A 14,948-nucleotide genomic window follows, 5' to 3' on the forward strand; every position below is an offset into this window, starting at 1 on the left:
CACGCACGCCGAGGAGCACGGATGCGCGCCCCGGCGGCTTCTCCTATGGTTCGGATGACCGACCGACACGAGGAGAGCCTGTTGACCGCACTCGATGTGCTGCTCGTTACCGTCGGGGCACTCGGGGTGGTGATCGTCGCCCTCTCGGCCCGACTGCGCCAGTGGCCCGTCACCGAGCCGCTCATCGCGCTCGTCGCGGGAGTTCTCCTGGGGCCGGCGGTCTCGGGAGTCCTCGACGTCCGCGACATCATCGCCGACCACTCGACCCTCCACACCGGTGCCGAGATCCTCCTGGCCATCTCCGTGATGGGCGTGGCCCTGCGCTACCCGTTCTCGGCGATCCGGCGCCACTGGCGGCGACTGGCTCTCCTGCTGGCGGTGGTCCTGCCCGGGATGGCGCTGATCTCGACCGGCCTGGCGATGTGGACCCTCGGCATCCCGTTCGCGCTGGCGCTGCTGCTCGGCACCGCCGTGTGCCCCACCGACCCCGTCCTCGCCTCGAGCGCGGTCACCGGGGACGAGGCCGAGGAGGACCTACCCGAGCACGACCGGCAACTGCTGTCGCTCGAGTCCGGCGCCAACGACGGGCTCGCCCTGCCCCTGGTGATGGTCGCGCTGGCCGTGGCCACCCCGCTCACCGCCGGGCAGGCCCTCGGAGAATCGGCATGGCAGATCATCGGCGCCCTCATCGTGGGGATCGCCGCCGGGGTCGCCGCCGCGAAGGCCCTGCACTTCTCCGAACGCCACCGCGACACCGAGACCGGGCCCATGCTCCTGTACACGCTGCTGCTCGCGCTGCTCGTCCTGGGCGTCGCGGGACTCCTCAGCGTCAACGGCGTCTTCGGCGCGTTCGTCGCCGGGCTGGCGTTCAACCTCACCAGCTCCGGCAGCGAACGCAGGACCGAGGTGGAGATCGACGAGGCCGTCAACCAGTTCGCCGTCCTGCCGTTCTTCGTCGCCCTCGGCGCGATGATCCCGTGGGGCGCCTGGACCGAGCTCGGCTGGGGAGCCGTGTGGCTCACCGCCGGCGTCCTCCTGCTGCGCCGCCCGCCGCTGATCTTCGCCGTGATGAAGCCGCTCGGGCTCAAGGTGCGTGGCGCCGCCTACCTCGGCTGGTTCGGCCCCGTCGGTGTGGCCGCGGTGTTCTACCTGACCGAGGAGGCCTCGCGAGCCGGTGCGGATCCGACACTCCTCGGCGCCGGGACCCTGGTCGTGGTGGCCAGTACCGTCGCGCACGGCATCACCGCGGCCCCAGGCCGTGCGCTCTTCCGGGCCGCCGCCGAGCGCGAGCGGAAGTCGACCTCGTCGTCGTCCCGGTCGTCATCCTAGGCCCCACCGCGGCGCGGCGGCCCGCCGTCGGGGCCCCCGCCCTCGGGGTCAGGCGCCCCGGTCGGCGTTGCCGGCCTTCCAGGTCTCCCACGGGACGTTCCAGTCACCGAGACCGTCCCAGCCGGGCAGCGTGGGGCCGACGGTCCCGGTGACCTCAAAGATGTCACCGCGCTTGGCGTTGTCGTAGAACCACTTGGCGTCCGCCGTGGTGACGTTGAGGCAGCCGTGGCTGGTGTTCTGGCTGCCCTGCGCCCACACCGACCACGGCGCGGCGTGGACGAAGATCCCGCTGTACGACATCCGCGTGGCGTACTGCACCGGCGTGCGGTAGCCCTCCGCCGAGTCCACCGCCACGCCGTACGTGGACGAGTCCATGATCATCGAGGCGTGCTTCTCGCCGATCACGTAGGTGCCGTTGGGCGTCGGGGTGGCGTCCTTGCCCATCGAGGTGGGCATGGTCTTGATGACCTCGCCGTTGCGCTCGACGGTGATCATCTTGGTCGAGTCGTCCACCCGGGAGATCACGGCGTCGCCGATCTCGAAGTTGCTGTGGGCGTCCTGCTGCCCGTACATCCCGCCGCCGAGATCCTCGCCGTAGATGTCCACGTGGACGTCGATCTTGGTTCCGGGCGCCCAGTACTCGGCGGGGCGCCAACGGACCTCCTGGTCGGAGACCCAGTAGAACGCGCCCTCGACCGCCGGCTCGGTGGTGATGTGGATGTTCTCCTGCGCCGCGCGGCGGTCCGCGATGGGCTCGTCGAACATCACCGCGACGGGCTGGCCGATCCCCACCACGGACCCCTCACCCGTGGTCAGGTAGGCGGCCGTCATGATGTTCGGCGTCAGCGTGGTGAACGTGGCGTTCTTACGCGTCACTAGCCCGGCTTCGTCAGTGGCGGTGGACTCCACCGTGTACTGCCGGCCGTACCCGAGCTCCTCGGTCGTGCGCCACTCGGTCAACTCCGGGTTGAACTCCCCCTGCACCTGCACGCCCTCGGGGTTGCGCACCACGACGGAGTCGAGCTTACCGTCCTCGGCGGTGAGCACGATCGGCTCAGCGGGGTTCGCGTCGGTGGCACCGTCCGCCACCGACAGGTCGATCACCGCGGCGGGACCCGCCGGCGCCTCGGCCACGGGGGTGTCCTCCACCGTGCCGTCGCCGATAGTGCAGCCGGTGAGAACCAGTGCGCCGGTGAACACGGCGGCCAGACCGAGACGGGCCTTCGACCGGGCCCCGGTCGCTCGCCGCGCCGTCCGATCCGTTGTCCGCAGGTTCACTGATGGCCCCTTCCAGCTGTCTCTTCCGCCCAGCCGTGGCCACGACCGGGGGATGTCTACACCAGTATGCCTGCCGGGCTGCCCTCACTCCATATCGAAACACCGGAGTATGTCACATCACGGACCCCGGGAGTTGGACGGCAACCCGAACTCTGACCAGGCGATTTCGTGATCCCGGCTCGCGGCTGTTACTGTTTCTCTCGCACCGAGCAAGGCCGCAAGGCCAGCGAGGCGAGCGCCATTAGCTCAATTGGCAGAGCAGCTGACTCTTAATCAGCGGGTTCGGGGTTCGAGTCCCTGATGGCGCACAGAGCGAAAGCCCCGGGTTCCACGACCCGGGGTTTTTTCGTGTGCGCGGGGGCCGGGCGAGGGGCCGGCGGGACCAGACCGTGCCGGGGACCGGGGACCGGGCCGAGCGAGGGGCCGGCGGACCAGTCAGGGCCGGGGGCCGGGCTGCGCGGGTGCCGCGCGGGGGACGCTGACCAACGAGAAGAACGTCCCGCACACGTCGCCCGAGTGGGAGTGTGCGGGACGCTCTTCTGGATGAAGCCGAGCCGGAGCCGGGCCGACGCCTGAGCCGTCGCCGAACCCGACCGGACCGGGTCCGTGACGAGCGGCGGCGGGCTCAGAGGGCCCGGCGGGCCGCCAGGTACGCCTCGATGCGCTGCCGTTCCTTGCGCTTGTTGGCCATGGACACCGTGATCCCGCCGACGACCAGGGCCGCGATCCCCCCGAGCACCGCCAGAACGCGCGGATCCTTCAGGGCCGCGGTCGCACGCTCCTTGCCCTCGGTCGCGAGGTTCTTGGGATTGACCCGGTCGATGATCTCGTCCAGGGTCGTCGCGAGATCGTCACGCGCCTTGGCGATATCGCCCTCGATGCTGTCGTAACTCCTGGACACGAGACCTCCGTCGATCGCTCGTCCGCGGGCGTCCCGCGGGTCTTGACCACGCCCACGCTACTGCACACCGACTGGATCCGCGCCCGAGCGCCGGTGCATCGGATAGGTTGGGAGGGTCCGACGCCCCGACTCGACCCCAGGAGCACCGGTGACCACACCACGGCTCGAGGTGGGCCAGCCGGCCCCCGCGTTCACCCTCCCCGACGCCGACGGCACCCCCACGTCGCTGCAGGATCTCCTCGCGGAGCACGGGAAGCTGCTCGTCTACGTCTACCCCGCCGCCATGACGCCGGGGTGCACGACCGAGACCGTGGACTTCGAGAACGCCCTCCAGCAGCTGCGCGACGCGGGCATGGGCGTCGTCGGCGTCTCCCCCGACGCGCCGGAGAAGCTGGCCCGGTTCCGGGACAAGCACGACATCACGTTCCCGCTCCTGTCCGACCCCGACAAGACGATGCTCACCGAGTGGGGCGCCTTCGGCGAGAAGAAGAACTACGGCAAGACCGTCATGGGCGTGATCCGTTCGACTTTCGAGGTGGAGTCGGACGGCACCATCTCGATGGCCCGATACAACGTCCGCGCGAAGGGGCACGTGGCGATGGTCGCCAAGCTGCTCGGCGTGGAGCTCCCCGAGCCCCAGCCGGCGGAGGGCTGAACCACCCATGCCGACCGAATCGTCCGAGCGCGCCCACGAGCCGTCACGGGATATCACCGACGAGGCCGTCCAGGACGAACCGAACATCCTCGTCCCCCGCCGTCGTCCGATCCAGGAGCGCAGCCGTCGGAAGTTCCAGGCGCTCCTGTCGTCGGCCCGTGAGGTGCTGGTCGAGGTGGGCTTCGACTCGTTCACCTGCGAGGAGGTGGCGTCGCGCGCGGGCGTTCCCATCGGGACGCTGTACCAGTTCTTCGCCAACAAGTACGTCCTGGTCTGCGAGCTCGACCGCCAGGACGCGCACGGCGTGATCGAGGAGGTCGAGCGGTTCGCGCAGAAGATCCCCGCGCTGGACTGGCCGGAGCTGCTCAACGACTTCCTCGACCACCTGGCCGACCTGTGGCTGCGGGATCCGTCGCGGCGCGCGGTCTGGCTGGCCACCCAGGCCACTCCCGCCACGCGGGCCACGGCCGCGGTGAACGAGCGGGAGATCGCCCGGATGATCGCCAGCGTCCTCGCGCCGCTCATGCCCGCCACGGAGCGGGAACGTCGCGCGTTCATGGCCGAGGTGTTGGTGCACGTGGCCTACTCGATGCTGAACTTCTCGGTCAGCGCCGGTCCGGTGCCCGGCGGCGAGGCGGGTGACACCGTCGGCTCGGCCGGTGGCGAGGACATGCACGACGCGACCGTCACCGAGCTCAAGCGGATGCTCACCGCTTACCTGTGGCTGGCCGAGAAGGAGGCCCAGGCCGACTGAGGCGGCCCCGCCGCTCCCCCGTCGCCGTGGAGCGCGACTACCTTGCCACCTATCCGCGCGGCGGCCCCTCGAGCACGACGAACGCGATCGCGGAGCCGCCGTCGTGGCTGAGGGAGACGTTCCAGCGCACGTCGTCGCCGAGGGTCGCGGCCACCTGCCGGGCCACCTCGCCCCCGAGACGCACCGTCGGCCGGCCCCACGCGTCGCACACCGTCTCGATCTCCGCCCAGCGCAGCAGGTCGGGCGGGATCGGCGGGGGCTCGCCGTACAGCGCCGCGGACCACGCCTTGATGACGGCCTCCTTCGCGGCCCAGCGGGCGGCGAGGTGGCGGGCCAGCGGGTCCTCGTCGCGGCGAGGTGTCACCGCCCCGGGCGGGAACGGCGCCCCAGACGGCGACGACGACGAGAGCCCGCCCGCCCGGCCGGCCCCGCGGGCCTCGGCGCGTTCGCGACACTGCCTCCGCTCGGTGGGCGAGAACGCCCGTGTGAGCCGTGTCCCCGGTTCGGCCAGAGACGCGGCGAAGGCGCCGAGGTCGACGATGTCGACCCCGACGCCTCTCACCCCGGTCGTCACCGCCCGGAGCGCTCCGCGGTCCCGGAGACCTCCGCGGCGACGCCGGCGGACAGCACGCCGTCGGCGTCGACCCGGGCGGCCGGATCGAGCAGGACCGCGGCCTCGCGCTCCTTGAGCTCGTCGCCCGAGCCCTCACCGAGGCGACGGGCCTCGGGGCGGGTGTAGAGCGCCTCGCCGCCGTAGATCGCGTCGGTCAGGCGCCGGGCGCCCTCGCGCTCGCGGCGCAGGCCGGCCTCGCGGATGCGCTCGGCCTCGTCCTCGCCGTACGCCGCGGCCACGGAGCGGTGGTAGGCCTCCGGGTGCACCACGGCGATGAGGCCGGAGACGTGTCCGAAGCCCAGCGAGGTGAGCAGACCGGCCTTGAGGGGCAGGTCGCCGCCCAGCTGCAGCGTCTCGCGCAGCCACACCAGGTGCCGGTGGTGGTCCAGGACGTCGTCGACGCAGTCCAGGGAGCGGTTGGGCGGGATGGTGCCCGACCGCAGCATCTGGGTGAGCCCGATGAGCTGGAACGCCGCGGCACCGCCCTTGGCGTGGCCGGTGAGCGTCTTCTGCGACACCACGAACAGCGGGTTGCCCTCGGACCGGCCGATCGCCTCGGCGAGACGCTCGTGCAGGTCCGACTCGTTGGGGTCGTTGGCCTTGGTCGAGGTGTCGTGCTTGCTCACCACGGCCACGTCGTCGGCGGTCAGGCCCAGCTGGGCGAGGCCGCGGGCGAGCGGCGAGCGCTTCCCGCCGCGACCGGCGCCCAGCGCGCCCAGCCCGGGGGCCGGGATGGAGGTGTGCGCGCCGTCGGCGTACGAGCCGGCCCAGCCGACCACGCCCAGGACGGGCAGGCCCATGCGGGCCGCGACGTCACCACGGGCGAGCAGGATGGTGCCGCCGCCGGCCGACTCGACGAACCCGCCGCGACGCCGGTCGTTGGCCCGGCTGTAGTACCGCTCGTCGATCCCCTTGGCCGCCATGGCCGCGGAGTCGGCGGTGGCGGACATGTCGGCGAAGCCCTGGATGCCCTCGATGGACAGGTCGTCGAACCCGCCCGAGACCACGAACTCGGCCTTGCCGGCGCGGATCTTGTCGAAGCCCTCCTCGACGCTCACCGCGGTGGTGGCGCAGGCCGCCACCGGGTGCACCATCGAGCCGTAGCCGCCGACGTAGGACTGCATGACGTGCGCGGCCACGACGTTGGGCAGTGCCTCCTGCAGCGTGTCGTTGGCGCGACTGCGGCCGAGGATGCCGTCGATGTACAGCGAGCGCATGCTCGTCATGCCGCCCATGCCGGTGCCCTGCGTGTTGGCGACGTCGGCCGGGTGGACGTGGGCCAGCAGCTCGGCCGGGGTGAAGCCCGACGAGATGAAGGCGTCCACGGTGGCCACGAGGTTCCACGCGGCCACCCGGTCGATGCCGGAGACCATGTCGGCGGGGATGCCCCACGCCGTGGGGTCGAACCCGGTCGGGATCTGGCCACCGACCACGCGCGTGAGCATCGTGCGGCGCGGAACGCGGATCTCGGTGCCGGCCTTTCGGGTGACCGTCCACTCCCCGTCCTCGCTCTGCGTGACGACGGTGTTCTCCGGGTCGTCCGAGAGGTAGGCGCGGGCCTGGGCCTCGTCGTCCACGACGAAGGACAGGTCCTCCGGCAGGAACACCGAGGTCAGCTGCGGTGCGGCGCCCGCGAACATCTCGGCGCGGGCGTCATCGGCGTACGTGCGCACGCCCACCCGGGCCAGGACCTCGTCGCGGAACCGCTCGGCGATGTCCGCCTCGTCGATCGCCTCGCCGGTGGCCGTGACGCTCCATCCCGCGCGGGGCGAGTCCTCCCACGTGATCAGGCCCGTCGACCAGGCCAGCTCGACCACGCCGGCGGCGGTGAGGTCGCCGGTGGTCTCCACCTCGAAGCGGGTACGGGCGCTGCCGTAGGGGCCGACCTCGCCGGCGCCCACGATGACGACCATGTCCTCGAGGTCCTGGGTGACCTCACCCCACTCGGGCCGCTCGTCGGCGGCGACTGTCGGCAGCGAGGGCAGCGCGGCGATCGTGCCGGCGGTGTCCTCGGCCGGGGTCGTCGCGGAGGCGGTGGGCCGGTCCGCGGCGAGCGCGGACATGTCGAGGTCGGCCGTCCCGAGCCCGCCCGTGAGGTCCACGGTGACCGGCTTCTCGGCAGCGGCCTCGCGGAACTCCGGTGCGCACCAGCGCAGCAGCTCGGTGGCCATCCCCGCGGTGGACCACGTGGACACACCCGCGGCCTCGACGGCCTCGACGAGCGGGTCGTTGTGGCCCATGAGGCCGGTGCCCCGGACCCACCCGATGATCGCGTGGACGAAGGTGACCCGCTGCGACCAGGCCTTCTCCGAACCCCACTTGGCGATCATGGCGTCGAGCGCGGCCTTGGCCTCGCCGTAGGCGCCGTCGCCGCCGAAGATGCCGCGGTTGGGCGAGCCCGGCAGGACCACGTGCAGGCGGGAGTCGACGTCCGTGTCGGCGCCGATCGCGCCGAGCCCGGCGACGAGCTTCTCCACGCTCCACAGCAGGACGCGCATCTCCGTCTCGGCCCGCGGGCCGGCGTCGGCCATCGAGCCCTGGACGCGCGGTGCGGCGAACGGGAACAGCAGCGTCGGTCTGAGCGCCGGCTTGAGCACGGTGGTCTGACCGCCGGCCGACTCCGAGTGCTCCGAGCCGACCCACTCGACCAGCGCGTCGACGTCCGAGTAGGAGGTCATGTTGGCGGGCAGGACCCACAGCGCCGCGCCACCGCGGGCGTTGGAGCGGTAGAGATCCTTGAAAAACGCCAGCTTGCCCTGGTCGAGGCACGAGGTGGTGGCGACCACCGTGGCGCCACCGGCCAGGAGGCGGCCGGTGACCGCCGCGGCGATGGAACCCTTGCCGGCACCGGTGACGACGGCGACGTCACCCGCGTACTCGCCGACGAACTCCTCCGCCGCGGCCTCCGAGATCTCCCGGAAGGCCGTGGCCAGCGCGTCGCGGCGGGCATCGGTCGCCCGGGCCGCCCACCAGCGGGCCTGCTCGGCGACGATCTCGCCCGCGCCGCGGAAGGCCTCCGCGGCGTCGGCCGGCACATCCGAGGCGGTCCACAGGCGGGCCAGGTCCTCGCGGGCCGAGGCCCAGCGGTCGTCCAGCAGGACGGCGCGGCCGGCGTCGAAGGCCGGGGCCACCACGCGGCGCCAGTCGGAGCCCAGCTCGGCGGCCACGAGGTCGGCGAGCTCGGAGTCCGGGTCGGCGTCGGCCAGCAGGTCGACGGCCTCCGGCTCGAGGTGCCCGAGCCGGGTGAGCAGGCCGCGCGCGGCCTCGGCCAGGACGCCGTCGCGCCCGGTGAGCTCGTCGGCGAACTCGGTCAGCGCGGCGGAGTCGACGACCCCGCCTCCGCCGGCGCCCGAGGAGGGCATGGCGACGGACACGCCGTGGGCGGCGCCGACCGCCTGCACGGCCGCGTCGATGAGCGCGTCCAGGCCGGCGACGTCCTTCACGCCCGAGGCGTCGAGGGTCGCGAGGTCACCACCGCGGATCGAGGCGCCCTCACGGGTGCCCAACGCGATCTCGGCGGTCACGTGGTGGGCCCAGCCCGCGCCGAGCTCCCACGCGCCGGTCACGCGCTCGGTGATGTACGCCGGGCGCTTGCCGCTGCGGCCCAGGACCGCGCGGAGGGCCTCCCCGACCGCGTCCGACAGGACGGGGCCGAAGGGGGCGTAGCCGCGGGCCAGGCGCGAGACCTGGTCGGCGAGGGTCGGGAAGTCCGCCTCGGCGGCGCCGTCGATGGCGCCCAGGCTCAGCTCGGTGCCGAGGTCCAGCAGCAGCTGGTTACGGCGCGAGGACACGCCGTCGCACAGCGTCTCGATGGAGTCGCCGGCGGCGATCTGCTCGGGGCGGACCTTGGTGCGCAGCGCCACCAGCATGCGGGTGGCGGCGGGTGCGCCGAACTCCAGGTCGTCCGGGCGGGGAGCGCCGGGGGCGGCGGCAGGCGCAGCTGCCGGTTCGGATCGGTCCGCACCGGCCGTGCCGGGGGTGTTGACGGCCGGTGCGGGGTCTGTGGGGGCCGCCTGACCGGCGGCCGGGGTGGAGGCGGAACCGGTGCCGGTGTCCGTCTCGTCGTCGTCGACCTCCACGCTGGGCGGCAGGGTGCCGTACAGCGTCGCCGAGTCGCGCTCGACGTTGATCACCTGGGCGCGCGGCCCGCGGTGGGTGGGCAGGTCGAGGGTCTTGGAGGCGAGGTTCGCGACGGTCGGGGCGTTCGCCACACCGACCTCGATGAACTGCTCGACGCCGAGGCCGCCACGCTCGATCGGCGTGAACAGCAGCTCCTGCGTCTCGATCCAGCGGACCGGGCTGGCGAACTGCCAGGCCAGCAGCTCCACGAGCAGCAGGCGGCCCAGTCGCGTGGGGGTGGCGGCCCACTCGTCCCAGTTCGCGAGGACCTCGTCCAGGGCCTCCGCCGGCACGAGATCGGCGATCTCCTGCACGAAGTCGCGCTCGAGGCTGTACAGGCGCGGCACGAGGTTCGGGATGTAGCGGCCGACGAGCACCGAGATGTCCACGTCCTCGGGGATCAGCGCGTCGAGGGTGGCCCGGAAGTCCGGGACGCCGCCGCGCAGCACCGTGGAGTGGAACGGCACGTCGATCCCGGGCACCAGGATGAAGGCGTTCTTGCCGCCCGAGCGTTCGAGCTCCCGGTTCACCGCCTTCTCCAGGGCGGCGCAGCCGGCGACCGTGCCGGCCAGCGCGTACTGCGAGCCCGCCAGGTTGTAGTTGACGATCTCGATGAACTCGCCGGACTCGCGGGCCACGTCGGCGACCCACTCCGCGATGTCCTCGTCCGAGATGCCCATCTGCGACGGGCGGATGGCGGCCATGCGGTAGTCCGACCGCCCCTGCGCGTCACGCGGGACCAGCTGGTGCATGGTCGAGCCACGCTGGAACACGATCTCCAGCAGTGGCTCGAGCTCGAGCACGCCGGAGATGGCGGCCAGGGCGTCGTACTCGCCGATCGAGTGGCCGGCGAAGTAGGCGCCGTCGACGAGCAGGCCGTCGGCCTCGAGCTCGGCGCGCTGGGCGACCGCGAGGCACGCCATCGCGACCTGGGTGAACTGGGTCAGGTAGAGCACGCCGTCGGGATGCCGGTGGACCTCGCCGCGGACGGTGACCTCGGTCGGGTTGTCGCGGACGAGCGCCAGGATCGAGAAGCCCAGGGCCTCACGGGTGTGCTTGTCGGCGCGGTCCCAGATCTCGCGGGCGGCGGGGCAGCGGGTGCGCCCCTCCATGCCCATCCCCTTGGCCTGGATGCCCTGGCCGGGGAACGCGTAGACGGTGCGCGGGGCCTCGGTGAGCGCGGTGGCGGCCATGACGGTGGCGCCGTCGACCGTGCACGTGACCTCGAGGACCTGGCCGCCGGCGTGGCGGCCGGTCTGCACCGCGCGGACGGTGATGTGGTCGCCCGGGCGGACCGGCGCGAGCATGCGGGCGGTCCAGCCGGCGATCCGCAGCGCGGGGGTCTTGCCGTCCGAGGCCTGCACGGCGTGCTGCGCGGCGGCCGAGAGCCACATGCCGTGGACGATCACGCCGCCCAGCCCGGCCAACTCGGCCGCGGTGTCGGAGACGTGGATCGGGTTGTGGTCGCCGGAGACCAGCGCGAACGCGGTCATGTCGTGCGGGGCCGTGAGCGTGGCGGACACGCGCTGCTGGCGCGTGGTCTCCGCGGGCTCCGCGAAGCCGCCGGACGGGGTGACCAGCGCGCCACCGGCCGGGCGGGGGTCGCCGACCTCGGCACCGCCGGTGCGGCCGCGGATGGCGAAGCGCTCCGACAGGGTGCACAGCGGGGTGCGGGAGCCGTCACGCGCCTCCGCGGCCACCTCGACCGACACCTCGACGACGCGGCCGAGGTCGGTGTCGCGGACACCGCCGGACCGGGCGACGACGACGAGGTCGGTCGTCTCCTGCGGCAGCGCCGCGTGCATGCGGACGCCGTGGTCCAGGTGGACCAGATCGAGCAGCCCCTCGACGACCGTGCCGGTGCCGCGCGGGCGACGCGTCTGGCCGAGCACGGCGAAGACGGTCGGCCAGGCGGCGCCCACGAGGGCGTCCGGGACGCCGGCGGACGGCATGAGCGAGGTGGGCAGGCTGCCGGCGGTGACGCCCGTGTGGTCCGTGGCCAGGGTCGGCTCGAACGTGAACCGCGCGGTGGCGACGCCGTCGGTGACCTCGGGCAGCGCGTCGATCCGGGTGCCGCCCGCTCCTCCGCGGCCGACGCCGGCGGCGGTTGCCAGCAGGGTGCGCATGGCGGACTCCGCGGCGTCATCGGTGACGACGGGCGCAGCACCGGTGGCCACGGCGTCGCCCACGGTGAGGGTGATGGTCATCTCGGCCGGGCCGATCGGCAGCGTCAGGTCGACCGTCTGCCCGTCCGTGTCCGGGGTGAGGACGGCGCCGGAGACCGGGTGGCGACCGATGCCGTCGGCGTCGATCTCCCACGCGTGCAGGACGCCCAGGCGGTGGACGGGGTTCACGACGAGCCGGCCGGCCCAGGTGACGTCGGGACTGTTGAGCACGTCGGCGACGGGGCCGGTGGCGGTGGTGACGACGCCGCGGCGGCGGCTCGACACGGCCTCGGTGGCGGGGAGGTAGCCACGGACCCGGTCCGCGGTGGCGGCCTCGAAACGGTCGAGGAGCTCACCGACCGGCTCGTCGACGCGGGTGATGCCGGCCACGGCGGTGGTCCCGGGGATCACGCACACGGCGTCGGCGTCGTAGCGCGGGTCGTGGGCCTGCCACAGCGAGTCCGAACGCCACCAGCGGCGGACGTCGGCGTCGACGACGGGGACGAACGGCACGGGCTTGCCGGGCATGCGACAGATGTCGAGGAACTCGGCGGCGTCGGCCGGGTGCAGCACGGCGCTCGCGAGCTCGGGGTAGCGGGCGGCGAGGGCGTCGATCACCTCGGCCGGGCGCTCCATGGACTCCACGCGCGGGTACGCGGAGCGGATGCGGCCGCTGTCGGCGGCGTCGAGGCGGGCCTCGGTGCGCTGGACCATGCGGTGGAAGCGCTCGCGGATGGTCGGGTCGAGCCACACGGAACGGGTGCCGTCGGCGACGGCGGCGGCGAAGTCGCCACCCACGTCGAACGAGTCGTCGCCCCCGGCGACCGACCCGTCGGCGCCGGCGCCGGACGCGAGCGAGAGCTCGACGAAGCGACGCAGCCACTGCTCGTAGGTCATGGAGTCGAGGTCGCCGAAGTAGGGCTTGGCGGTGCCGTTGATGGCCGCGATGATCTCGTCGCGGCGGGCGGCCACGGCCTCGGCGTCGCCGGCCACCTCGTCGAGGAGGCGTCCGGTGCGCGCGGCGGTGTTGTCGATCTCGTGGATGTCCGCGCCGAGCTGGCTACGGCCGGAGGCCATGCCTCCCTCGGCCTGGCCCGCGCCCACCCAGGCGTCGACGCCGGTGGTGTCCACGAGCAGTTGCTTGACCTGGGGGCTGGTGGTGGCCTCGAGGGTCGCCATGGCGGCGGTGCCCACGAGGATGCCGTCGACCGGCATGGCCGGGTAGCCGTGAGCGTTGGCCCACGAGCCGGTGAGGTAGTCGGCGGCCCGCTCGGGGGTGCCGATGCCGCCGCCGACGCACAGGACGACGTTGGGGCGCTCGCGCAGCTCGCCGTAGGTCGACAGCAGGAGGGCGTCGAGGTCCTCCCACGAGTGGTGGCCGCCGGCGCGCCCTCCCTCGACCTGGACGATGACGGGCATGTGCGGGACCTCGGCGGCGATCCGCACGACCTGGCGGATCTGCGCGACGGTGCCGGGCTTGAAGCTGACGTACCGCAGGCCTGCCTCGGTCAGCTCCTCGATGAGGGCCACCGACTCGTCGAGCTCGGGGATCCCCGCGGTGACGATCACGCCGTCGAAGGGGATGCCCGCGGCCCGGGCCCGCTGGACGAGGCGCTTGCCGCCGACCTGCATCTTCCACAGGTACGGGTCGAGGAACAGGGAGTTGAACTGGGCGCTGCGGCCGGGCTCGAGCAACTCGGCCAGACGGCAGGTGTTCTCGGCGAAGATCGCCTCGGAGACCTGACCGCCGCCGGCGAGCTCGGCCCAGTGGCCGGCGTTGGCCGCCGCCGCGACGATCTGCGGGTCCACGGTGGTGGGCGTCATGCCGGCCAGCAGGATCGGCGAGCGCCCGGTGAGGCGGGTGAACGACGTCTCCACGTGGACGCTGCCGTCGGGCAGCGTGATGAGCTGCGGCTGGAACGCCGTCCACGGCCGCTCGATGGGCGGCGTGGCGCCCGGGGTGAACAGATTGCGCAGGCCCCCGCGGGTGGCCGCGGCGACCACGCCGACGCCCTGACCGCGGACCACGGACCGGTTGAGGCGGGTCAGCGCCTCGCCGGGGCCCATGTCGAGGATCCACTGGGCACCGGAGTGCAGGGCCTCGGCCATCTCCTCGACCCAGTCGACCGGCTCGATGAAGACCTGGCGCGCCAGGTGGACGGCGCGCTCGACGTCCAGATCGCAGGCGCGGGCCCAGCGGGAGACGATCTCGACCGCCGGCGCCATCGCCGGGTGGTGGAATCCGACCTCCACGTCGAGCGGGTCGAAGACGGGGGCGAAGACCTCGCCGCCGGTGAGCTTGGCCTCGCGACGACGACGCGACTCGGCCTCGAGGTCGGCGCAGTGACGACGCAGGTCCTCGAGGTCGTCCGGTCGGCCGACCACGACGTGGCGGCGCTGCGCGTTGCGGATGGAGACCGACGGGCGGATCGACGCGTCGACGTCCGAGAACAGCTCGTCGACCAGTGATCGCAGGGCCTCGCCGTCGATCCCGGACACCCCGACCATGGGGCTGGCCTGGCCACGGCGGAACAGACCCACGCGCCGCCCGACCAGGGTGGCGGCGGCGCCGATGAGCTCGGCGACGGCCAGCAGCCGGTCGTCGATGGACCCGAAGGTCTCCACCGACTCCACGGCCAGCACGCCCTGGGAGTGTCCGACCACGGCCGCCGGGGCGGTGTCGTTGACGTCGAAGCCCTCGGCCGCGAGGGCGCGCAGTGCACCCATCTGGGTGAGCAGGACCGCGGGGAGGGAGACCGCGGCGGCCGACAGGAAGGCGTCGTCGGGCAGGTCAGCCGCGTCCTCGTCCTCGCCGGTGGTGGTGTTGGCCCACTCGATGGGCCGGAAGCCGTGGGTCCGCACGACCGCGATCTCGTCATGGACGGGCTCGGTGAGGGCGACGGAGGCGTCGACGAGGTCCTGGAGCTCCGGCCCGATCCCCGTGCCGTCGATGAGATCGCTGAGCGCGTCGCGCCAGGCGATCCCCTGCCCGCCGAAGGCGAGCGCATAGGCCGTACCCTCACGGAGTTCGTCCGCGAGGGCGCGGGCGGCGCTACGGGCCGCGAACCCGGTCTCGATCGGGCGGGGGGTGAGGTCGCGGTCGTCGATCGTCACGTGTGGAACTCCTTGGCACT

7 protein-coding genes and 1 tRNA gene are annotated in these 14,948 nt (G+C 73.1%); 4 read left to right on the forward strand and 4 right to left on the reverse strand.

Going from position 1 to position 14,948, the window contains the following annotated elements:
- The first annotated feature begins 45 nt into the window (after window positions 1-45).
- Window positions 46-1,329, forward strand: coding sequence for a cation:proton antiporter domain-containing protein (locus KHA85_RS01120; RefSeq protein WP_213184514.1), 1,284 nt, complete (start codon window positions 46-48; stop codon window positions 1,327-1,329).
- A 48-nt stretch (window positions 1,330-1,377) separates the two neighbouring features.
- Here the strand turns inward: KHA85_RS01120 and KHA85_RS01125 are convergent, their stop codons facing one another.
- Window positions 1,378-2,607, reverse strand: coding sequence for a L,D-transpeptidase (locus tag KHA85_RS01125; RefSeq protein WP_109148412.1), 1,230 nt, complete (start codon window positions 2,605-2,607; stop codon window positions 1,378-1,380).
- A 235-nt stretch (window positions 2,608-2,842) separates the two neighbouring features.
- On the opposite strand from KHA85_RS01125, the gene KHA85_RS01130 reads away from it, so the two are divergent.
- A tRNA-Lys gene (locus KHA85_RS01130) sits at window positions 2,843-2,915 on the forward strand.
- Window positions 2,916-3,232: 317 nt separating this feature from the next.
- Here the strand turns inward: KHA85_RS01130 and KHA85_RS01135 are convergent.
- Window positions 3,233-3,508: a DUF3618 domain-containing protein gene (locus tag KHA85_RS01135; protein WP_007626708.1), complete on the reverse strand. Its 276-nt coding sequence runs from the start codon at window positions 3,506-3,508 to the stop codon at window positions 3,233-3,235.
- 148 nt (window positions 3,509-3,656) lie between these two features.
- On the opposite strand from KHA85_RS01135, the gene KHA85_RS01140 reads away from it, so the two are divergent.
- Together KHA85_RS01140 and KHA85_RS01145 are read left to right on the forward strand one after the other, a co-directional pair.
- The gene (locus tag KHA85_RS01140) at window positions 3,657-4,163 is read left to right on the forward strand and encodes a peroxiredoxin (RefSeq protein ID WP_213184494.1); all 507 of its coding nucleotides are present in this window, start codon (window positions 3,657-3,659) and stop codon (window positions 4,161-4,163) included.
- Window positions 4,164-4,170: 7 nt separating this feature from the next.
- Window positions 4,171-4,917, forward strand: a complete 747-nt coding sequence (locus KHA85_RS01145; RefSeq protein ID WP_007626718.1) for a TetR/AcrR family transcriptional regulator — start codon at window positions 4,171-4,173, stop codon at window positions 4,915-4,917.
- A 49-nt stretch (window positions 4,918-4,966) separates the two neighbouring features.
- Here KHA85_RS01145 and KHA85_RS01150 read toward each other — a convergent pair whose 3' ends face one another.
- Window positions 4,967-5,491 carry a holo-ACP synthase gene (locus tag KHA85_RS01150; protein ID WP_213184495.1) on the reverse strand — a complete coding sequence of 175 codons (525 nt, stop codon included), beginning with the start codon at window positions 5,489-5,491 and terminating at the stop codon, window positions 4,967-4,969.
- Window positions 5,488-14,928, reverse strand: a complete 9,441-nt coding sequence (locus KHA85_RS01155) for a polyketide synthase (protein ID WP_308936813.1) — start codon at window positions 14,926-14,928, stop codon at window positions 5,488-5,490. The genes KHA85_RS01150 and KHA85_RS01155 overlap by 4 nt, the downstream gene beginning before the upstream one ends.
- Window positions 14,929-14,948 lie beyond the last annotated feature (20 nt).

Origin of the sequence: Dietzia massiliensis (genome assembly GCF_018390595.1) — a bacterium.
GTDB classification, from domain to species: domain Bacteria; phylum Actinomycetota; class Actinomycetes; order Mycobacteriales; family Mycobacteriaceae; genus Dietzia; species Dietzia massiliensis.

What these genes read in the sequence shown, in the direction of transcription:
- KHA85_RS01145 (WP_007626718.1), top strand. Translation starts at nt 4,171, where the DNA reads ATGCCGACCGAATCGTCCGAGCGCGCCCACGAGCCGTCACGGGATATC.
- KHA85_RS01120 (WP_213184514.1), top strand. Translation starts at nt 46, where the DNA reads ATGGTTCGGATGACCGACCGACACGAGGAGAGCCTGTTGACCGCACTC.